General features: G+C 73.0%; 31 protein-coding genes. 4 read left to right on the top strand and 27 right to left on the bottom strand.

All coding sequences use genetic code 11. The features are described from left to right. Positions 1-34: 34 nt before the first annotated feature. From IF30_RS0113840 to IF30_RS47715, 10 genes are all read right to left on the bottom strand, one after another. Entirely contained in the window at positions 35-727 is a 693-nt protein-coding gene (locus IF30_RS0113840; RefSeq protein WP_030236940.1) for a hypothetical protein, read from the bottom strand. Beyond that, positions 727-930, bottom strand: a complete 204-nt coding sequence (locus IF30_RS0113845; protein ID WP_030236945.1) for a hypothetical protein — start codon at positions 928-930, stop codon at positions 727-729. The genes IF30_RS0113840 and IF30_RS0113845 overlap by 1 nt, the downstream gene beginning before the upstream one ends. Then, positions 927-1,433, bottom strand: coding sequence for a hypothetical protein (locus IF30_RS0113850; protein ID WP_030236947.1), 507 nt, complete (start codon positions 1,431-1,433; stop codon positions 927-929). The genes IF30_RS0113845 and IF30_RS0113850 overlap by 4 nt, the downstream gene beginning before the upstream one ends. 71 nt (positions 1,434-1,504) lie before the next feature. Continuing rightward, positions 1,505-2,344, bottom strand: a complete 840-nt coding sequence (locus tag IF30_RS0113855; protein ID WP_030236950.1) for a hypothetical protein — start codon at positions 2,342-2,344, stop codon at positions 1,505-1,507. Next, positions 2,341-2,559, bottom strand: a complete 219-nt coding sequence (locus IF30_RS0113860) for a hypothetical protein (RefSeq protein ID WP_158834978.1) — start codon at positions 2,557-2,559, stop codon at positions 2,341-2,343. Before IF30_RS0113860 ends, IF30_RS0113855 begins: the two co-directional genes overlap by 4 nt. After that, positions 2,556-2,948, bottom strand: a complete 393-nt coding sequence (locus IF30_RS0113865) for a hypothetical protein (RefSeq protein WP_030236956.1) — start codon at positions 2,946-2,948, stop codon at positions 2,556-2,558. Before IF30_RS0113865 ends, IF30_RS0113860 begins: the two co-directional genes overlap by 4 nt. A gap of 25 nt (positions 2,949-2,973) precedes the next feature. Further along, on the bottom strand, positions 2,974-3,867 hold the full coding sequence (locus tag IF30_RS43515) for a hypothetical protein (RefSeq protein ID WP_051710171.1): 894 nt from the start codon (positions 3,865-3,867) through the stop codon (positions 2,974-2,976). 120 nt (positions 3,868-3,987) lie between these two features. Beyond that, the gene (locus IF30_RS43520; RefSeq protein ID WP_051710174.1) at positions 3,988-4,419 is read right to left on the bottom strand and encodes a hypothetical protein; all 432 of its coding nucleotides are present in this window, start codon (positions 4,417-4,419) and stop codon (positions 3,988-3,990) included. 58 nt (positions 4,420-4,477) lie between these two features. Further along, complete coding sequence (locus tag IF30_RS0113880) at positions 4,478-5,770, bottom strand: hypothetical protein (protein ID WP_158834981.1); 1,293 nt, start codon at positions 5,768-5,770, stop codon at positions 4,478-4,480. 47 nt (positions 5,771-5,817) lie between these two features. Beyond that, entirely contained in the window at positions 5,818-6,324 is a 507-nt protein-coding gene (locus tag IF30_RS47715; RefSeq protein WP_158834984.1) for a GIY-YIG nuclease family protein, read from the bottom strand. Between the two features lie 102 nt (positions 6,325-6,426). Here IF30_RS47715 and IF30_RS47720 point away from each other — a divergent pair, with 102 nt between their 5' ends. Further along, a complete protein-coding gene (locus IF30_RS47720; RefSeq protein WP_158834987.1) occupies positions 6,427-6,603 on the top strand; it encodes a type II toxin-antitoxin system Phd/YefM family antitoxin in 177 nt (58 codons plus the stop codon). A 59-nt stretch (positions 6,604-6,662) separates the two neighbouring features. Here the strand turns inward: IF30_RS47720 and IF30_RS0113895 are convergent, their stop codons facing one another. The 16 genes from IF30_RS0113895 to IF30_RS0113970 form a co-directional block, all read right to left on the bottom strand. Then, on the bottom strand, positions 6,663-7,133 hold the full coding sequence (locus IF30_RS0113895; RefSeq protein ID WP_063752620.1) for a hypothetical protein: 471 nt from the start codon (positions 7,131-7,133) through the stop codon (positions 6,663-6,665). A 98-nt stretch (positions 7,134-7,231) separates the two neighbouring features. Continuing rightward, on the bottom strand, positions 7,232-7,477 hold the full coding sequence (locus IF30_RS0113900) for a helix-turn-helix domain-containing protein (RefSeq protein WP_030236967.1): 246 nt from the start codon (positions 7,475-7,477) through the stop codon (positions 7,232-7,234). A gap of 109 nt (positions 7,478-7,586) precedes the next feature. Next, complete coding sequence (locus tag IF30_RS48625) at positions 7,587-7,763, bottom strand: hypothetical protein (RefSeq protein ID WP_199807865.1); 177 nt, start codon at positions 7,761-7,763, stop codon at positions 7,587-7,589. 12 nt (positions 7,764-7,775) lie between these two features. After that, positions 7,776-8,015 (bottom strand): hypothetical protein, encoded by a 240-nt coding sequence (locus IF30_RS0113910; RefSeq protein ID WP_030236968.1) that lies wholly within the window; start codon positions 8,013-8,015, stop codon positions 7,776-7,778. Continuing rightward, positions 7,987-8,400 (bottom strand): WhiB family transcriptional regulator, encoded by a 414-nt coding sequence (locus IF30_RS50580; protein ID WP_063752622.1) that lies wholly within the window; start codon positions 8,398-8,400, stop codon positions 7,987-7,989. The genes IF30_RS0113910 and IF30_RS50580 overlap by 29 nt, the downstream gene beginning before the upstream one ends. A 301-nt stretch (positions 8,401-8,701) precedes the next feature. Beyond that, positions 8,702-8,974 carry a helix-turn-helix domain-containing protein gene (locus IF30_RS0113925; protein WP_158834990.1) on the bottom strand — a complete coding sequence of 91 codons (273 nt, stop codon included), beginning with the start codon at positions 8,972-8,974 and terminating at the stop codon, positions 8,702-8,704. After that, complete coding sequence (locus IF30_RS41425) at positions 8,971-9,564, bottom strand: RusA family crossover junction endodeoxyribonuclease (RefSeq protein ID WP_107054391.1); 594 nt, start codon at positions 9,562-9,564, stop codon at positions 8,971-8,973. Before IF30_RS41425 ends, IF30_RS0113925 begins: the two co-directional genes overlap by 4 nt. Beyond that, entirely contained in the window at positions 9,561-10,454 is an 894-nt protein-coding gene (locus IF30_RS47725; RefSeq protein ID WP_030236978.1) for a hypothetical protein, read from the bottom strand. Before IF30_RS47725 ends, IF30_RS41425 begins: the two co-directional genes overlap by 4 nt. Continuing rightward, the gene (locus IF30_RS0113940; RefSeq protein ID WP_030236981.1) at positions 10,451-10,735 is read right to left on the bottom strand and encodes a hypothetical protein; all 285 of its coding nucleotides are present in this window, start codon (positions 10,733-10,735) and stop codon (positions 10,451-10,453) included. The genes IF30_RS47725 and IF30_RS0113940 overlap by 4 nt, the downstream gene beginning before the upstream one ends. Beyond that, complete coding sequence (locus tag IF30_RS0113945) at positions 10,732-11,478, bottom strand: exonuclease domain-containing protein (protein ID WP_051710176.1); 747 nt, start codon at positions 11,476-11,478, stop codon at positions 10,732-10,734. The genes IF30_RS0113940 and IF30_RS0113945 overlap by 4 nt, the downstream gene beginning before the upstream one ends. Before the next feature lie 78 nt (positions 11,479-11,556). Beyond that, positions 11,557-12,549, bottom strand: coding sequence for a recombinase RecT (locus IF30_RS0113950; RefSeq protein WP_030236986.1), 993 nt, complete (start codon positions 12,547-12,549; stop codon positions 11,557-11,559). 2 nt (positions 12,550-12,551) lie between these two features. After that, on the bottom strand, positions 12,552-13,631 hold the full coding sequence (locus tag IF30_RS0113955) for a YqaJ viral recombinase family protein (protein ID WP_051710179.1): 1,080 nt from the start codon (positions 13,629-13,631) through the stop codon (positions 12,552-12,554). Next, positions 13,631-14,176 carry a hypothetical protein gene (locus IF30_RS0113960; RefSeq protein ID WP_030236991.1) on the bottom strand — a complete coding sequence of 182 codons (546 nt, stop codon included), beginning with the start codon at positions 14,174-14,176 and terminating at the stop codon, positions 13,631-13,633. The genes IF30_RS0113955 and IF30_RS0113960 overlap by 1 nt, the downstream gene beginning before the upstream one ends. Then, on the bottom strand, positions 14,176-14,346 hold the full coding sequence (locus IF30_RS47730) for a hypothetical protein (protein WP_158834993.1): 171 nt from the start codon (positions 14,344-14,346) through the stop codon (positions 14,176-14,178). The genes IF30_RS0113960 and IF30_RS47730 overlap by 1 nt, the downstream gene beginning before the upstream one ends. A gap of 80 nt (positions 14,347-14,426) precedes the next feature. Beyond that, the gene (locus IF30_RS0113965) at positions 14,427-14,702 is read right to left on the bottom strand and encodes a hypothetical protein (RefSeq protein ID WP_051710182.1); all 276 of its coding nucleotides are present in this window, start codon (positions 14,700-14,702) and stop codon (positions 14,427-14,429) included. 35 nt (positions 14,703-14,737) lie between these two features. Next, on the bottom strand, positions 14,738-14,965 hold the full coding sequence (locus IF30_RS0113970; RefSeq protein ID WP_051710186.1) for a helix-turn-helix domain-containing protein: 228 nt from the start codon (positions 14,963-14,965) through the stop codon (positions 14,738-14,740). Between the two features lie 190 nt (positions 14,966-15,155). Here IF30_RS0113970 and IF30_RS0113975 point away from each other — a divergent pair, with 190 nt between their 5' ends. Then, the gene (locus IF30_RS0113975) at positions 15,156-15,620 is read left to right on the top strand and encodes a hypothetical protein (protein ID WP_051710190.1); all 465 of its coding nucleotides are present in this window, start codon (positions 15,156-15,158) and stop codon (positions 15,618-15,620) included. A gap of 108 nt (positions 15,621-15,728) precedes the next feature. Beyond that, positions 15,729-16,442 carry a hypothetical protein gene (locus tag IF30_RS0113980; RefSeq protein WP_030237001.1) on the top strand — a complete coding sequence of 238 codons (714 nt, stop codon included), beginning with the start codon at positions 15,729-15,731 and terminating at the stop codon, positions 16,440-16,442. Positions 16,443-16,497: 55 nt separating this feature from the next. Here the strand turns inward: IF30_RS0113980 and IF30_RS41430 are convergent, their stop codons facing one another. Next, positions 16,498-18,441 carry a tyrosine-type recombinase/integrase gene (locus IF30_RS41430; protein ID WP_037899890.1) on the bottom strand — a complete coding sequence of 648 codons (1,944 nt, stop codon included), beginning with the start codon at positions 18,439-18,441 and terminating at the stop codon, positions 16,498-16,500. 370 nt (positions 18,442-18,811) lie between these two features. Between IF30_RS41430 and IF30_RS0113995 the strand changes: the two genes are divergently transcribed. Then, a complete protein-coding gene (locus IF30_RS0113995; protein WP_051710192.1) occupies positions 18,812-19,621 on the top strand; it encodes an ABC transporter ATP-binding protein in 810 nt (269 codons plus the stop codon). Position 19,622 lies beyond the last annotated feature (1 nt).

Genomic DNA, 19,622 nt, shown 5'->3' on the forward strand with positions numbered 1-19,622 from the left:
CCACCGCCCGGTGCGGGCGGTGGCCGCATGGGGGTCAGGACGGGTCGGCGGCCGGGGCGGGCTCGGTGCCGGGGGTGAGGGCTTCGCGGCAGGCGCGGCACAGCGGGTGCTTGGCGTCGTGCTCGGCGGAGATCGGGCCGGTGGCCGGCACGCGGCAGACAGTGAGGCCGTCGTCCTCCAGGACGTGCTTGGTCTGGGGGAAGGCGGCGGTGGCGTCGTGGACACGCATCCGCTCGGGGGCGGGCTCGGGCAGGTACGCGAGGACCACGAGCGGCCTCTCGCCGGAGCCGTCGCAGCGGCGGCCGTACAGGTCCGGGCGGTGGACGGGGAGCCGGCCGCGCTTCGTCAGGTGAAATCCCTGGGTCGGGCCCATCGGGCAGCGGTCCCCCTCGGGGCAGACCCCGAGGCCGACGAACGCCGGGTAGTCGGTGAACCCGGCCTCCATCATCGTGCGGATCCTGGCCCGCTCGATCTCGCCGCGGTCCGGCCCAGGCAGGGGCGGGAACTGGAGGACGGGGGTGCCGTAGGCGGCCAGCCGCTCGCGGGCCTCGGCTAGGAGCGTGGTCAGCAGGTCCACCTCGGCGAGGAGCTTGACGGCGTGGACGTCGGCGACGCGCATCCCGGCGGCGAACCGCTCCCCACCGGCGGGGACGCCGGTCCACTTCCCGGAGACCGCGAGTTCCACGTCGGCGCGGATCGCGGCCAGTTCTTCGGCGGTGAGTCCCATCAGCTCTCACCTCGGGCGGCGGCAGTGGTGACGTCGACCAGGGCGGCGACGAACGCCTGCAGTCCGGTGGCGGGGATCACGATGCCCGCCGGGGTGGTTGTGACGCGGACACCGGGGCCCATGCCGGTGTCCGGGACGGGGGCGAGGCCGATGGTGCCCCCGTCGGGGCCGGTGCAGGACCAGTCCGGGACGAGGCCGCTCACCGGGCACCGCCCTGGTGCTGCTCGGCGGCGCGGGCGGTGGTGAGGAGCCAGCCGGTGACGAGGGGCAGGGCCGCGAGCGGGATCGAGCAGCCCGCGGGGCTCGTGACGACGTGGACGGCCGGGGTGCCGTCCGGGAGCGCGGACCACTTCATGCGGACGACGTCCTTGTCCGCGTCCACGTAGTGGTACCCGGTGAGCTTGCTGTACGGGCCGGGCTCCGGCTCGCCGATCTCCACCGGTCCGTGCTCGTCGGCGCCGGTGGCGCTCTGGCCGACGGTGCGCAGCTCGCGGACGAACCAGCCCGCGGCTTCGGCGGGGATCAGGCAGCCGGCCTTGCGGGTGACGATGTGGATGCCGGGGCCGAGGGCGGGGATCACGGCGGTGAACACCGCCAGCTTGTCGCCGTTGGCGTCGGTGTAGGCGTAGGCGGGCCCGCCGGTTCGGGGCGGGATGACGGCGATCAGTTCGGTGGTGCGGCCTTCGCCGTCGGTGACGCGGATCATGCGGTGCTCCGGGGTCGTGTGGTTGGCTGGGCGGGCGCCCGCCCCGGTTCGGTCGGGGCGGGCTGCCTCGTTCACGGGGTGGCGGGCTGGACGAGGAAGACGCGGTCGTGGCTGATCCAGACCTCGTCGCCCGGGCCGGGGCGCAGGCTGCCCGCGCTACCGGTGGTGCAGCGGACCTTCACCCGGTCCTTGCCGAGCTTGATGACGGGGCCGAGGATCGTGGCCTGGTAGCGGCCGGACGTGGTCCCGCCGACGGTGTCGCCCTCGTATCCGGTGCGGCCCGCGGCGTCCCGGAAGGACGGCCGGGGCGCGGGCTCCGAGGTGACGGGGAGCCGGTGCATGTGTTCCTTGCAGTCGGCGCAGCGGCGGCTCTGCCAGCGCTGCCCGTCTTCCTCGTACTCGGAGGTGATCTCCCACGACTCGTGGGGGCACGGGAGCTCCGCGCCGATCTCCTTGGCGTACTGGGCGAGGAGGGCGGCGGCCCACTCGCGGGCGTCCTCCGGGTGCGCGCCGGTCTCCTCGTAGAGGTCGACGAGGCGCTGCACCGCGGTACGGTCCGCGGCCTGCTCCTCGGGGTCCTCGTAGTGCGCCTCGACGGGCCGCCACGCGGTGACGACGATCGGGACCTCCTCGACCTCGACGGCGGTGACGGTGTCGCCGGTCCAGCCGTGGTTCTCCGGTGCGCCGCCGCCGACCTCGAAGTCCCCGAGGTCCAGCTCGGCCTCGTAGGTGACGGTGTAGGTCCGGTTGTCGCCGTCGGCGTCGCGGAACACCACGGCGCGCTCCTGGCTGTACTTGAGCGTGTAGAGCTTCTGGTCGTCGAGGATGACGTCGCCGTCGATGTCGTCCGGGCTGCCGGGCGGGACGCCGAGGGCGCCGAGCTCGGCGTGGGTGAACTCTCGGGTGATCACGGTTGGTTGTCCTCTCGGTCGGGGTGCTGCTCGGGCTGGCAGGGCGGCGTCTTGTCGCCCTGGAGGGTGTTCCAGGACTGCTCGCCGCGGGTCCACTCGGTCCACCACTGGCGGCCGTAGGGGTTCGGGCGGCGGATGGCCAGCAAGTCGCAGGCACCGCAACGCTTGCGGTGGCTGCCGACCTCGGCCCAGCGGTGGCGGGTCGCGGCGGTCACCGGCCGGCCGCCGGGGAGGTGCAACCACGTCCGGTCTTCTGGCAGGTGCGGGCGGCGAGCAGGACGTCGCCGGCGGCCACCCACTCCTGGTAGCGGGCCTCGTCGGAGGGGCGCCGCTCGTCCTCGTCGATCGCCTCCAGCCGGCGGAGGGCTTCGCCGCCGATCAGGTCGGCGCCCTCGGCGAGGATCGCGTCGCGGAACGCGACGTCCTCCGGGCGTTCGGGGGCGGTGACGGTCGGGGCGGGCGGTGCGGTGGGCTCGGGCCAGCCGAGGACGTCGCGGATCTCGTACGCCGAGTAGCGCTGCTCGGAGACGAGGCGGCCGTTCTCCCAGGTCTGGCCGGCGGCGAGGAGCGCGGCGAGGGCGTTCAGCCGGTTTTCGGTGGTCATCTTCGTGGTCTCCCTTGGTGGTTGGTCAGGCCGCCGCGTGGCGGCCTCGGGTCCGCCGGAGCCCTTCGGCGTCTCGGCGGCAGATCGCGCAGTTCGCGGAGCCGTCCGGCTGGAGGCGGAGCGCGGCGCCGAGGACGTGCCCGCGGGTGCAGGTGTCGCGGACCTCGCCCTTGCCGAGGAGGTAGCGGACCTGGAGGCGGACCTCGGTGCGCCCGGCGGCGTCGTCGAGGTGATCGGGGGTCAGGCACCCGCGGTAGCCGCACTCGGGCAGGACGCTGCCGACCGGGGCCCGGCCGTTGGCCCACTCGAAGCCGAGGCGTGCGGGGGAGGTGCAGCGGCCCCGGATCCTGAGCGTCGGGGAGCCGCCGGGCCGGTAGCGCGGGCCGTTCCACTCCATGTGGCCGCCGTCGACGAGGACCAGGTGCTCGGCCCAGCGCTCGGTGACCGACCTGGTCTTGCGGGGCTGCTTGAACTGAATGCCCGTCGCGACGCGGATCCGGCTGACGACGGTCTTGTCCACGCCGAGCTCGGCGGCGATCTGGATGTTCGTCGCGCGGCCGAGGCGGGCCACGATCGCGTCGTGCTTGCGGTGCCGGCGGGTGCGGTCGGGCAGGATCGTCGCCGGCCCGAACTTGCCGAGGCGGCGGTAGCGGCGGACGGTGTCCGTGGCGGCGCCGGTGCGCCGGTGGATCTCCGCGTTGGTGTAGCCCTCATCGAGGAGCAGCCGGATCAGCCGTCCCTGCGGGTGGTCGATCCGGCCCCGGTACTCGGCTTGCGAGACGTCCGGGATGCCGTGGGCACGGCGGATCCGGCCGACCCGGGCACGCCCGGCGCCGGTACGGCGGGCGATCTCGGCGTTGGTCAGCCCCTGGCCGATCAGCGTCAGGATGTCGGCCTCGGGGACGTCTACGGTGCTCAACTGCGGTTTCCTCCTCTGCGGGGCTGGTCGTTGATCGGCTCGTGTGGGGTGCCGGTGGGGCTCTCGCGGCCCCGACGCCCGGGGCGGCCCCCGGGCGTCGGACCGGAGGCTGACGGGTCGTCATACGGCCTCCCGCGGGGGCCCGGTGTCCTCGCCGGCCGGGCGCACCGACGGGTGCCGGGTCCGGTTGGCGAGCGCCCGGGCCAGGGCGCGCGCGCCGTACCGCTCGGCGGCGGCCTGCTCGCCGTGCTCGTCGACCAGGGCGAGGACCATCTCGGTGGTGACGCCCTCCGGGGTCGGCGGGGCCGGGCGGCGGGCGGCTGCTCCGCACAGCAGGCAGTTGCTCGGCGCGGTCGGGTCGACCGGGCCGGCCGGGTGCCGGGCGCAGCTGTTCGTCCGGGCGGCGCCGCGCACGACGGCGACCAGGCCCCGGCAGCGGTCCAGCTTCTCGGCGATCTCACCGAGGGTGCCGTCGGTCAGCTCGTGCTGGTCCGGGATCGCGCCCAGCTCCCGCAGGGCTGCGGCCAGTGCCGGGATGTGGTCGGGGTTCATGGCCTCGCTCCTTCGTACGGGTCGGTCGTCGAACGGGTCGTCAGGGGCGGTGCGGGGGTCATCCGGTCACCGCTGCGTCGCTGGTCCCGTACCGGCAGCGCTGGCAGCAGTAGTCGTGCTCGTCGGCGGGCCGGTAGGTGCCGCCGCAGCCGACGCACGTCTGCTCGCCCTCGGCCAGGCCGCCCGCGAGCAGGCCGAGCAGCGGCCTCTGCCCAGGCACCTGGCCCTTCGCCGGCCGGGCCGGACGGCCCTCGCCGCGCACCGACGTCAGGGCGGGCCGCTGGGCGTCGTCCTGGGGCTCCCAGCCGGGGTACTCGTCGGGCTCGATGAGCTCGCCGGACGGGCCCCACAGCGGCAGGTCGGCTTCCGGATCCACCGGGGTGGCCGGAGCGGCCGGAGCAGGGGCGGCCGGGGCCGAGGCGGGCTTGTCGCCGCCCAGCACCAACGCCGCGCTCTCGTTGTCCCGGCGCAGTTGCTCGGCCCGCCGCCGTTCCTGCTCGGCCCGGCTCTCGGCCTCGCGTTCGTCCCGGAGGCACCCGCCGCAGCGGTCACGGTCCGCCCGGACGATCCGGCCCTTGCCGCAGGCGCAGACCCGCACGGCCGTCGCCTGCTCGGCCGGGGCCGCGCCAGCGGCTCCCGTGCCGAGCCCACCCGCCACCGGCTCGTTCTTCCGCTGACGAGAGATCAAATCGGTTTGGCCGTGAGCCTCGCTCGCGCGGAGGGGTTGCTGACCAACTACATCAGCCATCTCCCTGTTGTTCTCCTGGGAACCCCCTGTGTTGTTCGGACCACCGTGGTCCGAACCGGTCGTGCCACTGTGGTCCGAACTCGGTCGTGCCACTGTGGTCCGAACTTCTTCCGGGGTTCCCTGCGGAAGTTCAGGCCACTGTGGTCCGAACTCCGAGTTCGAGCCACTGTGGTCCGAACTTCCCGCCGGGGCATCGCCTTCGTCGTCCTTCGGCGTGCGAGCGGTCCCCTTGAGGTAGACCAGCGCGGCCTCCCAGTTCGGGAAGGGGCACAGCACGAGCATGTAGAGCGTCGACTTGCCCCGCTTGCTCTCACCGATGACCACGACGATCCCGGCCAGCACGCCGGCCTGGAGCATCCGGCGCATGTCCGGCTCGCGGAGCCCGCACCACTTCGCCATGTCCTGGATGCGGTACGCCTTGCCGTCCCGGTGGCGCAGCTCGCCGCTCTTGTGCGCCACGGCGCGGAGCTGGGCCATCACCCCCGCGAACTTGTACTTCTTCAAGGCAGCGGGCATCGCGGGAGTCCAGTGCTGCAACAGCCTCAGGCCGAAGGTGTGCACGGGGCACCCGTCCTTCTGCTGCTGATCTGCATTGGTGCTCAAGGGGTCGATTCCTCTGCTTGGGCTGGGCGGTGGGCAGTAGGGCGGGGTCACTCGCCGGGGAGCCTCGCGGGCGGCGGCGGGGCCGGCCTGGGGAAGCTCCCCGGTGCCGCCAGCAGTTCCGCGAGGGCCGCCACGAATCCCGGGTCCGCCTGAGCGTGGATCAGCTCAGCGGCGTCCCTGACGTCTCCATGCAGCGGAAGGCGCACGTACGCCGGGCCCCGGACGCTCTGCGTGTTGAAGCGGGGGCGCTCGTTCCGCAGGGCGGTCCGCTCCGGTTCCACCGCCGAGCCGTACGCCCCGTAGAAGGACAGGGCGATGTACTCCGCCAGCGACCACCACTTCGAATCGCGCCGGTGGGCCTTGAGGCGGGTCGACACCGTGGAGGTCTGGCCGATGTAGAGGGCCTGGCGGCTGGCGTCGTACACGCGGTAGAGCACCGCTGCGCACTGGGCGCCGTCAGGGATGTGCAGCGAGGCCACCGGGTCCTCGCGGTCCAGCCGTTGGAGCGGCATGTGCACCGGCATCCAGGCAGGCGTATCCGCGTTCTCGATCATGCTCGAATTGTACAACACGACGCATACGCAAGTACGACGGACATTCACGTCCGCCGGGCAGGCATGTACGCTTGCGTTATGAGTCAGTCGCAGGAAGACCGCATGGGCGTATCCGACGCCCGCGCCAACCTCACCGAGGTCATCGCCAAGGCACGGCTGCTGGACCAGCGCATCGTGCTCACCCGCCGGGACAAGCCCCAGGCCGTCCTCGTGTCCCCCGAGTTCTACGAGCGCGCCTTGGCGGCCCTCGGTGAGAAGCCCGAGGGCCAGGCCGACTGACTCTCCGCACGCCACAGGCCGCCCCCAGCGAGGGCGGCCGTTTCGGCATGTCCTGGTGCTCACCGGCGGTTGAGCTGGCGCGGGATGCCCATGCCCTCGCGGCGCGCCGCGACCTCCAGGGCCGCCCACCGGCGGTCGAGCTGGCGGCGCTCCTTGGGCGTGAGCCGCACCGCCCGGTCGATGACCTGGACGACGACGGCCGCCGAGCAGATGAAGGTGTCGAAGGCGTCCTCGGTGCTGCGCACCACCTCGCCCTCGGGCTCGACCCGGTACAGGTCGCCGAGCCACCGCATCGAGGCGTAGTAGCGGGCGTACAGCTTGTCCGTGCTGATGTAGACCTTGTCGGGCTGGCCGGTCGGCGGTTCGCTGAGTCGACCGTCGGGCAGCCGGATCTGCACGCCGGCGGCGCGGGCCTTGCACTCCGGGCAGTTCGGGTGCGCGATCAGGGGCGGCTTGGGCACGAGCCGGTCGCCGACCTGGAGGCCGGCCGCCCCGCCGTGGAAGTAGCGGGTGCGGGTGTCGTTCGTCATCAGGGCTCCGGAACTGGCGGGGCCCGGGCACCACGGCGGTGCCCGGGACGGGGACTTCGGGGAGGGCCGGACGGCCGGGAGCCGGCCGCCCGGCCGGGCTACTCCGCGGCCGGGCGCTTCTCGTGCGACCCGCGCGCACCGCCGCGGTTGCGGAAGGTGACCTTCATGTCCCCGAGGAGGCGGTGCATCGCGCCATAGGACAGGTCGTAGGTCTCCGCGAGGGACCGGATCGACGCGCCGCCGTCGTACGACTTCGCGGCGGCCTTGCCGACCTTCTCGCGCTTCTCGCCGGTCAGCCGGTTGTACTTCTTCGGCCCGGGACGGGCGACGCCAGCGTTCGACATGGGTGGTGTCCTCTTCTCTTCTACTGGGGAGGCCGGCCCGCCGGGGGGCGGGACGACCACGGGTGCGTGTTCCAGCCCCGACCCGGGCCGGACTTCCAGGTAGGGGCGCTCACCGGGCCGCCGGGCCGGGCAGCCGGTCCAGGGCGTCGCCGAGCTCGTCCGCGATGCCGCGGCGGCGGTCGGCGAGCTCCGGCGCGTCCGGCTCGACCACCGCGGCGCCCAGCAGCAGGCAGTCGACGATCTCGACCACCTCCGCCACACCGAGGCCCTTCACGGTCGCGGCCATCTCGGCTTCTCCTCACATCTCGTCGGGTAGGGCTGTCCTCGAGTACGCGGCGACCTGCGCCGCGACGTTCTTCGCGGCGGCCCGCTCGGCGCACACCTTGTGAGCCGGCCGCCGTTCCTCGTCCCGCAGGTGGGTCAGGTCCCCGCAGTACCGGCAGGGCGCGACGCGGTCCGACCAGTGCCGCGCGGCCCGCCAGTCCAGGAGCACGGACTGGGCGGGCGGCTCAGGCGGCCGCCGCCGTGGCGAGGGCACGCGCCCCCTCCTCGTCGTCGTCGCCGTCGGCCTGGTCCTCGCCGTCGTCCTGCTCGGCCTCCTCGGTGACCGGCGGGATGTACGGGCGGCCGTCCGCCACCGCGGCGGCCCACTGGGCGGCGTCCGGGCGGCGCTTCACGAGCGCGCGCCGCTCCGGCTCGGACATGCCGCCCCACACCCCGTGCCGCTCGCCCCGCTCCAGGGCGCCGGCGAGGCAGCGCAGCGACACCGGGCACACGCTGCACTCGGCCTTGGCCTCCTGGATGTCGGCCGCCGTATCGCCGAAGAACAGGTCGGGGTACTCGGAGTCCCGGCACACCGCCTTCTCCGACCAGTGCGCGGGCCGCGGCAGGTTGTCCGGCGCGTACTTGTTCCGCCTCGACATCAGGACACCTCCCCGCCGTGTCCGGACACCGGCCCACGGCCGTGTCCGGACACGCCCCGGACAGTGTCCGTGCAGGTCATCGGGTACTCGGCGGACGGCATCCGCCGCCTGTCCGGACATCCGCGCGCGCTGCGGACACGCCTGTCCGGACACCTTGCGTACGTCCGGACATCGCTGTCCGGACGTGTCCGGGCCGGTGTCCGGACCGTCCGGACGATCAGCAGCACGCTGACGACGACGGCGACCGGCGCCCACCACGGCCAGATCGCGACGGCCGAGATCCCGACGAAGACCAGGTCGATCAGCCGCACGACGTCACCCCCGCCTGCTGCTCCTCCGCTTGCAGCCACCAGCGCGTCACCGTCCGGTCCGCGACGCCGATCCGCTCGGCGATCGCCGGCCCGGGCACGCCCGTCCGCGCCGCCTCCACCACGGCGTACCGCTGCTCCTCCTCGGACAACTCCGGGCACGGGCCGCGCATCGACAGCGCCCGCCGCACCGCGACCAGGTCGACGCCCCGGTGCCACGTCGCCCCCTCCGGGACCTCCCACCACATCGGCCGGCTGGCGCTCACTGGCACACCCCGCCCGGCGTCAGCCGCCACAGGCGGATCGTGCAGCCTGCGGTGTCCAGCACCCCGGGGACCGCCGGGTGGTCGGTGACGTACCGCTTCTCCAGCCGCACGTAGCCGACCAGCAGCGCGTCGTCCCGGTACACCTGAGCCGTCGTCAGCGCGTCCTCCGTGCTCCGCGCCAGCTTGCTGAGGTCAGGGGTGACGTCCGGCATGAGCGGCGCCGACGGGCGCAGCAGCTCCGAGTTCCGGCCGGTGCCGTAGTGCCCGCGCGGCCTCGGGAAGCTGAACACCATCTCGGCCAGCAGCGGCCCGGACAGCGTCACCAGGCCCGCCCGCCGCCGGGCGGCCGACGCCGTCCACGCCACCGCGTCCCGCCACGGCTTGACCTTTGCCGACGACTCGATCATCCGGCCGCCGCCCTTGTGCGTCTTCGAGCCCTGCGGCCCCGGCAGGCCGACCACGGCCACCTCGAAGACCGGCGCCCACGGCGGCGGCGTCGGCGCCCACAGCGCCGTCGGCGCGACCGGCGCGGCGGCCTCCTCCGTCGGCTGCCCGGTCACGTCGAACATCGGGATCGTGTCGATGCTCACCGGCCGCCCTCCTCGCCGATCGCGGCCTGCGGGGCCTCCGCCAGCGGCATCACGGCCGCCGTCTCGGTGAGCGCCTGGCCGTCGCCGGCCGGGGGAACCACCGCCACCGGGATGACCGCCGCCGGGATCCCGCCGAGCACCTCCACCACGGGCAGGACCGCCGTCGGGGCCTCCGACGCCGGGACCGGGGACAGGGCGTCGTCCACACGCCCGGTGCCCTTCTCGGCGACGACCGGCGGGGGGAGCAGCCGAATTCCCGTCAGGACGACGTCCTCCACCGAGCCCGGCAAGTTCGTCATCACCGCCAGCGGCCGACCGACCAGCTCCTCCGCCGTCAGCTCCGTTGCCACGAGGAGCTGGTCGAGCAGCACCGTCACCAGCTCCGGGCCGATCGCGTACACCATCACCTCGGCCGTGCGGGTCGTCGAGTCGACCGCGACGACCGACGCCGCCGACTCGACCCGCTCCTCCTCCAGCGCCCGCAGGTAGACCGCGCCGAGCTCGGTCAGCTCCGGGTGCGACCCGACCATGCCGACGAACCGGCGGGCGGCCAGCGCGAACACCTGCTCCTGCGACTCGACCGGGTCGCCGAGGTCAGCGACCAGGCGCAGCACCTCGACCTGGTCGTCCGGGAGCCGACGCTCCTCGTCCAGGGCGAGCTGCGTCACCCGCAGCCGCCCGGCCCGCCACGCCGCGGTGCCCGGCGTCTCCTCGCTGCTGCACGGGCACCCGGCGACCGTGGCCCGGGTCTCCGGGGCGGCAGTGCACCCCAGGCACTCCAGGATGGTCGTCGCGCCCCGCGCGCACAGGGCCTCGGTGCAGCACTCGCAGTGCTCGCACTCCTTCCGCGCGGGCCGAACGTACTCAGGACCGAACGTCTCCACGCTCATCGCGCGCCTCCAGGGGTAGTGGTGTGCCCGCAGTCCCAGCAGCGCCGGGAGCCGTCCAGGCTCACCGCGTGCGCGGTCCGGCGCCCCTCGCGCGGGCAGTCGAAGAAGTCGGCCAGTTCGAGTTCGGCCTCCGGCAGCACCAGCACGCGGCCTCGCGCCCGCACCGGCACCGGCGCCATCCGCATCGCCCGGCGGGCAGGCAGCACCAGGACAGCCAGCAGGAACAGCACCGCGCCGACCGTCACCATCCCGACGACGGCGAACGCCCCGGTGGCCGTCATGCCGCCACCCCCGCCGGGATCAGCGGCCACTCGGTGCGCACCGTGTCCGCCCGCCGACCGTCACCGTCCTGGCGCCGGAAGTACGACGCCAGGGACAGCGCCTGGGACCGCGCCCACCCGACCTGCATCTCGTGCAGCCGGTCCGGCTCGATCCGACCCAGCCACTGGTGCCGGTGGGCGAGTTGCAGCGTCACCTCGACCGCGGCCAGGGCGTCGGCGTCCGCGTGGTGCGCGCCGTGGTGCTGCACCTCGTAGTGGCGGCACAGCATGCCCAGCGTGCGGGGGCCCGTCCGGTACGGGTCGACCTGCTTGTCCAGGACCCGCAGGTCCAGGATCAGCGGCCGGTACTCCCGCTCCGACAGCGGCACAACGCCGTGCCGCCGGGCCTCCCGGTCCAGCAGCGACAGGTCGAACGGCGCGTTCATCGCCACCAGCGGCCGGCCGTCCTGCGCGCACTCGGCCAGCGCGGTGACGATCTCCTCCACGACCCGGGCGGCCGGATCGCCGGACTCCCGCGCGACCTCCGTCCGGATGCCGTGGATCGCCGATGCCTGCTCCGGGATCACCGCCCCGTCCAGGTCCGACAGCCAGGTGCGCGTCCTCACCGGCCCGCCCCCGCCGAGGTGCAGCACGCACCCCGTCACGATCCGGTCCGTCTCCACGTCCACGCCGGTGCTCTCCAAGTCGAAACCAGCGAGCGGGCCGTTCGGCCATGGCCCCGGCGACTGCTTCTTCGTGGGCAACTCGTTCTCCTCCTCACGGTTGACGCCCGAGCCCCGGGCCCGACGAGCGGGCCCGGGGCAGGCAGGGAAGGGGCTGGGTCAGCGGCGTGCGGGCTTCCGGCCGCCGCGCGGCCTCTTGGGCTTCGAGCGGCCCGGCTTCTTCGCCACCCACGGCGTCACCGGCACTGCCGGGACGTCCTGACCGGCCTCCGCCGCCGCGGCGGCCTGCTCGGCCTCGGCGACGAGCACCTGGTCCGCCCCGGTCGGCGCGTGGAGGATCTGCACCTGCCCGGCGTCACCGGCGTCCTCCGCCGCGGTGAGCATCCGCAGCTCCGGGCTGGTCGGCACGACCTTCGCCAGGCGGCGCAGCGCCGTCTTCGCCCACATGTCGTCGAAGTGCGTGTGCCAGAAGCTGTCCTTCGCGCCGTTCTCCTCGGCCCGCCGGTACGCCTCGCTGTACTCGTCGCGGACCGCCTCGGCCTCCTCGCGGTTCAGCACGACGACCTGCGACCGGGAGCCGTTGAGCATCCACGCGAAGGCGTAGGCCAGGACGACCGGGCCGCGCTTCGCCAGCGGCTCCTTGACCTCGGGCTTGTGCACCAGGTCGAGCGGGGACGGGGCGGTCGGCTCGAAGGCGAACTCGTCGTGCTCCCGCACGAACCCGACGTGCACCGACCCGACCCGGCCCGAGCGGTACATCAGGTCGATGTAGCCGCGGTACATCGGCACCCACACCGCCAACGGGCCGTCCGCCTTGAGCACCGAGTGCACGCCGTCCGGCACCAGGCCGAACTGAGCGGCCGTCAGCACCGACTGGAGCAGCGACGCCGGCGTGCACCGGGCCAGCCCCGGCAGCGCCGCCTTCACCGCCGCCAGGAACACGGCGGGCTCGATGCAGTCCGGCAGGGCCGCGGTGATGTCCTTGCGGTACCGCTCCAGCCAGCCCATCACCACGTCGGCGGCCTGGCCGCCGTCGGCCTGCTGCGCGGCGTGCAGCTCCTCCGCCGTGGCGCCCTCCACGACCTCGACCACGGGGGCCGGGACGGTGGGCGCGGTGGCCGCCTTCACGCGGTCCTTGAGGGACAGAGCCATCGTCAGATCTCCTTCGTGGGGACGCGCAGCGTGCGGGCCCGGTAGGCGGCGTACAGCTCGGGCTGCTCGACCTTGAGGCGGTCGACGTCCAGCTCTTCGACGGTGCGGACGTACTCCGCGGCGAGCTCCGGGTGCTCCTTGGCGAAGCGCGACCCGGCGAAGGTGCCGTTGGCCTTCCACGTCCAGGCCACGGACTTGCCGACCTTCACGGTCTCGGCGGCGCCAGCCACCAGGCGCATCTCGTTCTCGACGGCCGCCAGCTCCGCGCCGAGGGCCTTCTCCTTCTCCTTGAGCTCCGCCCGGCGGGCCCGCAGAGCCTTCGCCTTGGCCATGTCGACCTCGGCGATGTCGTCCGGCTTCACCTTCCACAGGCGGCCCAGCAGGTTCTTCGTGTCCTCCAGGCCGTCCGGCGGCGGCGGGAAGCCCTCCACCACGTGCCGCTGGAACCAGCGCCCGCAGTGCTCGACGATGTCGCCGATCAGCTCCTGGTCGCGCTCCAGCCGGTGGTAGCGCAGCTTGTTGCCGCCGACCAGCGCCGCCACCCAGGCGTGCGACCAGCCGCCGACGGCCATGTACCAGTACGACTGGAGAGCCGGGCCGTCGGGGACGCCGTCCTCCCAGTCGTCGATCTGGAACTCGGAGCGGTTCTTGCACTCCAGCGGCGCGACGACCAGGCCGGTCGCCGGGTCGAGGACGTACCGGTCGACGTTCGCCCGCATCCACGAGTGCTCGACGTGGACCAGCGTCCCCGGTGGCATCCCGATCGGCAGCCCCGAGCGCTTCGCGAACAGCCGGGCGATGAAGTCTTCGATTTCGCGGCCGACTTCGGCGTACTCGGTGTCGACGTCGCCGGCCACCTTCCGGCCGTGCTTGGCCTCGAAGACCCGGCGCGGGCTGTTGTACTTCCCGGCCAGGCCGAGGATCGCGGCGACGTCGCTGCCGCCGATCCCGGAGCGGCGCACCGCGTGCCACTCCTCCTCGGGCGCGCCGTTCGGCAGCAGCAGGCGGGCGGTCGGAGCGTCCAGGCGCTCGACGGTCTCGCCGGCGAGGTTGAACAGCGGGGTCTCCAGGACGGCGGTCATCAGCCGATCACCTCGACCGGCCGGGACGGAGGCGCGACAGGCAGCGGCCGCAGCCGGGCCTCTCGCAGCACCGCCGCGAACATGTCCACGTGGCCGCAACCGTTGGTCCAGGTGTCGACCCCGTACCAGGCGCCGTCCTCGCAGGTCCAGTTCGGCCTGACGGTGTCCCAGCCGCGCGGGCCGCCGCACTCGGCGCACGTCGCGGCGATCGTCACGGTGACGACCTCCAGGCCGACGTAGCCGCGGGTGCCGTCGCCGCGGTCGGCGACCCGGACGGTCATCCGGTCGGGCAGCGGCGCCACCGGCTCGCCGTGGCCGATGTACCGCACCCAGACCGACTCCTGGTCCCCGGCGGGGGCGGCGTACGCCTCCCAGGCACCGGCAGGCTGGTACGCCGGGTAGTTCGGGAGGCGGCCGGAGCTGATGTTCCGGGCGACGGACTTGGCGGTCAGGCTGCTCGGGAAGTTCCCGGCGAAGGTCCACTTGCCGGGCAGCGCCCGCGCGGCGGCCGCGGCGGCGGCGTGGTCGTTTCGGGTGCGTCCCATCACCGGCCGCCCTTCCGGGTCTGGCGCGGCAGGGCGGAGAGGGCGGCCCGGGCGGGCTGCTGGGACGGGTGGCGCAGGGGCGCGCAGAGGCGGCAGCCCGCCGCCCGGTGCGCCGCGTGCGCCCCCTCGGGGTGGTCGTGGCTTCCCGAGTGATCTGTACTCTGGCTCACTGTTCCTCGATTCCGAGAGTTGAGGGACTGGTGACAGGGCTGCCTGTCGACCCGGCACGGTCCGGGCGGCCCTGTTGCCGTCATCCGGCGTGGCGATTCCTGGCCCTGGAGGGGCGGAGGGCGCGGAGCCGGTCGGCGGAGGGGTTGTCGTCGGCCGGCGGCGCGACGACGGTCAAGTGCCGCACCTCGGCGGGGACTTCGACGGTGAACATCTCCTGCATCGCGCGGAGATCGCACTCGCAGAAGGAGATCGACCCGCCGACCTTCATGTGGGGCAATTTCTTGATCTGGTCGCGCAGGAAGCGGGCCTTGCACCGCAGCTTCGCGGCGGCCTCGTCGCAGTCGTACGCCTGCACAACTACGCATGTGCAGTGCGGTCGTTGACGCCGCATCAGGACTTCGAGCCGTTCTGCGGAGCCGGTTTCTTGGCTTCCAGGACGACCATGGGGCAGCCCAGCGCGTCGGCCATGGCCTTGAGCCGGGGAGGGGTGGCGTTGCGGCGGCCGGCCTCGATGTCGCACATCAACTGCTCGGAGATCCCGAGCTGAGCCGCCAGCGCCCGCTTCGTCAGCCCGGCCTTCTCCCGGGCGTAGGTCACGGCCGCGGGGGCGTGGTTCATCGGGGCACCCCGTGGGCGCCGCTTCGACGGGTGATCCATAGCTGCACGCTAGCGCGTAGTAGCGCTAGTAGCAACTACTTCAAGTTAGTGGCGCTAGTCGGGGCGTGACTACGCCTTCGCGCGACACAAATGCGCCTTAGCGCCTAGCCCTAGTAGCGAAGTAGCGCGTAGTACTGCGAAACTGAGCTACATGGACATGAGCACGCGACCCGCCCCACCCCCGGAGGCCGCGGCCCTCAAGGCGGGGCTCAGCCGCTCCGGGCTGACGGCCAAACAGGCCGCGCTGGAGTCGGGCCTCAGCGACGCCAGATGGCGGCAGATCGTCAGCGGCTACCAGTCAGTTGGGGGCGTCCCCGTCCCCGTGAAAGCCCCGACGGAGACCCTCGCCCGGATGGCGCTCACCGTCGGCGTCACCCCGGACGAACTCCGGGAGGCCGGCCGCCACGACGCCGCCGACGAGCTAGCGCGACTACGCCCCGCGCGCCCCCAGGGCCCCGGCCTGGAAGCGACGCGCCCGACCATCAACGCCGTCGCCACCCTGCTGGCCGGCCTCCCGCCAGAAGCTCAAGACGAGGTTCTGCGCCTCATCGGCAGGGAGGTACCCGACCGACCCGGGCAAGACAACGGTCGGGAGCACTGGAAGCACACCGCCTGAGCGAAGGTCACGGAATGGTCACATTCTGTTTCTTCTCGTGAAAGTGCGCATATGCCGCGAGAAGGATTGGCCCCTCTTAAAGCACCCGAACGAACCAAAGGGGCCAACGTGGTGCACCTGGCTGACGTCGTCCTGGCTGCAATCCTCGGGGCTGCCGTCCTCGCAATCGTCCTACTGGCCCGCTCGCACGCCCGTCACGCGAAGTTGATCAACGAGCTCCGCGCCGAGGTGACCGCCCAGAAGATCCTGGCGCTCACCTCGGCCGCCGCTCTCCCCGCAGCCACCGCTGGAGGCGAGGGCGAGATCACCGAGCCCTGCACCTCCCGCGCCAAGGCCAAGGGCCACCTTGCGCTCGTCGCCCACGAAGCCGACGCCGCCCCCGCCGTGCCCCGCCACCGGCTCCGCGCGTCCTGGGCAGCCCGGCGCCGCGCCCTCACCGTCGGCGTCACCGCCGCGACCGTCCTCGTCGGCGGCACCGCCGCCGCCATCGTCACCACCGGCACCACCGGGCGCCCCGCCGACCCCTCCTCGGTCACCGTCCCGGCCGCCCCGCCCGCCCCCGGCAAGAAGAAGCAGCCGCCGATGGACTCCCGCAGCACCGAGGCCGACGAGTGCGAGCACGACAAGCCCAGCACGCAGGTCCCCGAGGCCACGCCCGCACCCTCCATGTCCAGCGACAGCAGGCCCCGCCTGGCCGCGACCCGCGCCCACCAGGCGGACGGCCAGGTGCGCCACCCGAGGCTCCGCGCCGCCACGCCGGCCAGACAGACGCTCCGGGCCTCCGGAACCCTCCGTGCCCCGGCGCTCGGGCTCGCAAGCTGACGGCACCGCACGCAGAAGGGCCCCGGCGCGCACCGCGCCGGGGCCCTTCGCCCGCTCACACCTCCGCGCTGGCCGCCGCCGGATTGCTCCCACACTTCTCCAGCGCCTCGACCCGGGCCCGCCCGTACGCTTCCAGCACCGCGTCCCGGTCCGTTCCCCACGCCTCGGCGGTCGTCGCGCCGGTCGGCCGCCACTCCGCCTGGGGAATGCCGAGTTCGTCGGTGAAGCCGTCCTCCCAGTCCCAGAAGAAGCGCCCCACCGGCTCGCTCACGGCGGAGGGCAGCACGTACTCCGAGCCGTCACGGCGGTACATCGCCGGTCCGACGTACCAGACCTGCTCCCGCTCCGGCATCTCGGAGCGCACCGCGTTCAGCCCGCCCGGCACCTGGCGCGTCCACCAGGCCGCCGACCACACCTCGACCCGGGCCGGCTTGCCCCGGTCCACCTCCCACTGCGCCGCGACGGCCTGGGCGTGGCCCAGGTCCCAGAACCCGAGCGGGCGCCCGTCCACGTGCACCGCGTACACCCGCCGCCCGTCGCCCTGCTCCGGCGGGACCGGCGCGACGTCCGCCACCACCTGGCTCCCGGCGGGGCGGTGCCCGGGGCCGCGGCCGCCGGACAGCGCCCACTCGACCGTCTCCATGGCGTCGTCGTCCGCCTGCGGCAGCAGATGCCCGTACGTGTCCGACGTCGTCTGGATGGACTCGTGGCCCAGGCGCCGCTGCACGTAGGTCAGGCTCCGGCCCGCGGTGATCAGCGCCGCCGCGTGGCCGTGCCGCAGGTCGTGGATCCCCGGGTCCTTGTCCGGGTCCAGGCCGACGGACTCCACCAGCGCCGCCGCGGTCAAGAACTCCTCGAACTTCGCGAACATCTCGGCGCTGTCCTCGTCGGCGCCCATCCCCACCGGCGAGTCGTAGCCGAGCAGCGCCAGCTCGTGGAACTCCACCGTGCTGGCGTCCCACTTCCTCTTCGCCTTGTCGACCGCCGCGATCCACCGGTCGTAGAACGTCGAGTACGGCAGGCGGTCGCCCTCGCCGTTGTGGAACAGCAGAGCGCCCGGGGACAGCTTGAGGAAGCCCGACTCGACTAGCTCGCGCCAGATCGTCTCGGGCAGCCTGATGACGCGCCTCGACGCCTTGCTCTTGGGCGTGCCGAGGTAGTAGCCCTTCTCCGGCGCCCACTTCCACGCACGGGCCACCCGCACCTTGACCTTGCCGTCCCGCGGGTCGCGGAAGATGTGCCGGCGCGTCAGCGCGGACAGCTCTCCCCAGCGCAGGCCGGTCGCGTACCCCAGCCGCACGAGCAGCTTGTCCTCCGGCCGCTGGAGCTCGCCGACGATCGCCTCGACCTCGCGCGGCGTCAGGTAGCACCGGTCCTCGTCGTCGGAATCCTCGTCCGCGTCCACACCGGAGTCGTCCGTGCGCGGCAACGACACCAACTTGAACGGGTTCCTCGACCGGAGCGGCGGCTCCTCGTTGGTGGCCTCCTCCAGGATCGACGACACCAGCCCGTGGATGTTCCGCAGCGTCTTCGGCGACATCGGCTTCTGCGTCGCGCCCCGCCACACCATCGTCTTCGACAGCACGAGGTCCCAGGCCGCCACCGTCGACTTGGAGAAGTCGGCGGCGGAGCGGATGTCGCAGTTCCCGAACGTGGGGAAGGCGTAGGTGCGCAACTCCCTGATGCACTGCTGCTTGTACTTCCCGCCGACCCCGCCCCGGCGCTCGATCGACGCCAGCGCGTACGTCTCGAAGCGGTACTGCTCGGCGTCCTCCTCGGGCTCCGCCGCCGACTCGACCGGGTCGACGTACCCGACGCCCTTCACCCAGTTCTTGGGCCACTGCCAGCCGGCCGCCTCGACCTCGTCCCGGAACACGCCGGCACCGGGCTCGTCGGTGAACGACTCGGACTGCCAGGGCCCGGTGCCGCCCAGGCGCCACTTCACCTGGTACGAGATGACCTCGCCGGCCCTGTTCTTGCGGGGGTAGACGCCTTTCATGGCGCCTATGTTCCCGCAATGTTCCCGCGCGCAAAGGCAGGATCGCCACTTTCAGGCCGTTCTGCCTGATCAGGGGCGGTGTGGAGCTAAGTGCCCGGAGCCGGACTCGAACCGCCACCCTGAGCCTAGTCTCCCGACTCACCCTTTCGCATGTCTCCATCCACGGAAGTTGTCATGTTTCCATGCTATCTGACGAATAGTTCGGGATTTGGTCACGAAGGATAGTGGTTCCGGCCACCGCCGTGCCACCGGCCCCACCTCAGGGTTCCCGTCATACCGCAGGAGGAGGGGGCTGCCGCCGAGTACGCCCAACGGTGGTCGGACCAACCGTCCGGCGGAGCGACGTCAAACCATGATCACGTCACGGAGCATGGAGGTACAAGTCCACGAGCCTGAGGAGTTCCCCGTGACCACGTCGACCGCAACCGCCGTCCGAACCGGCCGGGCGGCCGCCCGCGCCACCGGCCTGAACAAGGTCTACGGGGAGGGGGAGACCCGCGTCGTCGCCCTCGACGACGTCACGGTGACCTTCCCCCAGGGCGAGTTCACCGCCATCATGGGCCCCTCCGGCTCCGGCAAGTCCACCCTCATGCACTGCATGGCCGGCCTCGACACCGTCAGCTCCGGCTCCTCCACCATCGGCGACACCGAACTCGTCGGCCTCAAGGACAAGCAGCTCACCCAACTGCGCCGCGACCACATCGGCTTCGTCTTCCAGGCGTTCAACCTCCTCCCCACCCTCACCGCCCTGGAGAACATCACCCTCCCGATGGACATCGCCGGCCGCAAGGTCGACCAGTCCTGGCTCGACCGCGTCGTCGACACCGTCGGCCTCTCCGGCCGCCTCAGCCACCGCCCCTCCCAGCTCTCCGGCGGCCAGCAGCAGCGCGTCGCCTGCGCCCGCGCCCTCGCCGGCAAGCCCGACATCATCTTCGCCGACGAACCCACCGGCAATCTCGACTCCCGCTCCGGCGCCGAGATCCTCTCCTTCCTGCGCAACTCCGTGCGCGAACTCGGCCAGACCGTCGTCATGGTCACCCACGACCCCGTCGCCGCCTCCTACGCCGACCGCGTCGTCTTCCTCGCCGACGGCCGCATCGTCGACGAACTCCACGCGCCCACCGCCGACACCGTCCTGGACCGCATGCGCCGCTTCGACGCCAAGGGCCGCACCAGCTGAC

Source organism: Streptomyces sp. NRRL S-350, assembly GCF_000719705.1.
GTDB lineage: Bacteria > Actinomycetota > Actinomycetes > Streptomycetales > Streptomycetaceae > Kitasatospora.

What these genes read in the sequence shown, in the direction of transcription:
- IF30_RS0113840 (WP_030236940.1), bottom strand. Translation starts at nt 727, where the DNA reads ATGGGACTCACCGCCGAAGAACTGGCCGCGATCCGCGCCGACGTGGAA.
- IF30_RS0113850 (WP_030236947.1), bottom strand. Translation starts at nt 1,433, where the DNA reads ATGATCCGCGTCACCGACGGCGAAGGCCGCACCACCGAACTGATCGCC.
- IF30_RS0113865 (WP_030236956.1), bottom strand. Translation starts at nt 2,948, where the DNA reads ATGACCACCGAAAACCGGCTGAACGCCCTCGCCGCGCTCCTCGCCGCC.
- IF30_RS43520 (WP_051710174.1), bottom strand. Translation starts at nt 4,419, where the DNA reads ATGAACCCCGACCACATCCCGGCACTGGCCGCAGCCCTGCGGGAGCTG.
- IF30_RS47715 (WP_158834984.1), bottom strand. Translation starts at nt 6,324, where the DNA reads ATGATCGAGAACGCGGATACGCCTGCCTGGATGCCGGTGCACATGCCG.
- IF30_RS47720 (WP_158834987.1), top strand. Translation starts at nt 6,427, where the DNA reads ATGGGCGTATCCGACGCCCGCGCCAACCTCACCGAGGTCATCGCCAAG.
- IF30_RS0113895 (WP_063752620.1), bottom strand. Translation starts at nt 7,133, where the DNA reads ATGACGAACGACACCCGCACCCGCTACTTCCACGGCGGGGCGGCCGGC.
- IF30_RS0113900 (WP_030236967.1), bottom strand. Translation starts at nt 7,477, where the DNA reads ATGTCGAACGCTGGCGTCGCCCGTCCCGGGCCGAAGAAGTACAACCGG.
- IF30_RS48625 (WP_199807865.1), bottom strand. Translation starts at nt 7,763, where the DNA reads ATGGCCGCGACCGTGAAGGGCCTCGGTGTGGCGGAGGTGGTCGAGATC.
- IF30_RS50580 (WP_063752622.1), bottom strand. Translation starts at nt 8,400, where the DNA reads ATGTCGAGGCGGAACAAGTACGCGCCGGACAACCTGCCGCGGCCCGCG.
- IF30_RS47725 (WP_030236978.1), bottom strand. Translation starts at nt 10,454, where the DNA reads ATGAGCGTGGAGACGTTCGGTCCTGAGTACGTTCGGCCCGCGCGGAAG.
- IF30_RS0113940 (WP_030236981.1), bottom strand. Translation starts at nt 10,735, where the DNA reads ATGACGGCCACCGGGGCGTTCGCCGTCGTCGGGATGGTGACGGTCGGC.
- IF30_RS0113950 (WP_030236986.1), bottom strand. Translation starts at nt 12,549, where the DNA reads ATGGCTCTGTCCCTCAAGGACCGCGTGAAGGCGGCCACCGCGCCCACC.
- IF30_RS0113955 (WP_051710179.1), bottom strand. Translation starts at nt 13,631, where the DNA reads ATGACCGCCGTCCTGGAGACCCCGCTGTTCAACCTCGCCGGCGAGACC.
- IF30_RS0113960 (WP_030236991.1), bottom strand. Translation starts at nt 14,176, where the DNA reads ATGGGACGCACCCGAAACGACCACGCCGCCGCCGCGGCCGCCGCGCGG.
- IF30_RS0113970 (WP_051710186.1), bottom strand. Translation starts at nt 14,965, where the DNA reads ATGAACCACGCCCCCGCGGCCGTGACCTACGCCCGGGAGAAGGCCGGG.
- IF30_RS0113975 (WP_051710190.1), top strand. Translation starts at nt 15,156, where the DNA reads ATGGACATGAGCACGCGACCCGCCCCACCCCCGGAGGCCGCGGCCCTC.
- IF30_RS41430 (WP_037899890.1), bottom strand. Translation starts at nt 18,441, where the DNA reads ATGAAAGGCGTCTACCCCCGCAAGAACAGGGCCGGCGAGGTCATCTCG.
- IF30_RS0113995 (WP_051710192.1), top strand. Translation starts at nt 18,812, where the DNA reads ATGGAGGTACAAGTCCACGAGCCTGAGGAGTTCCCCGTGACCACGTCG.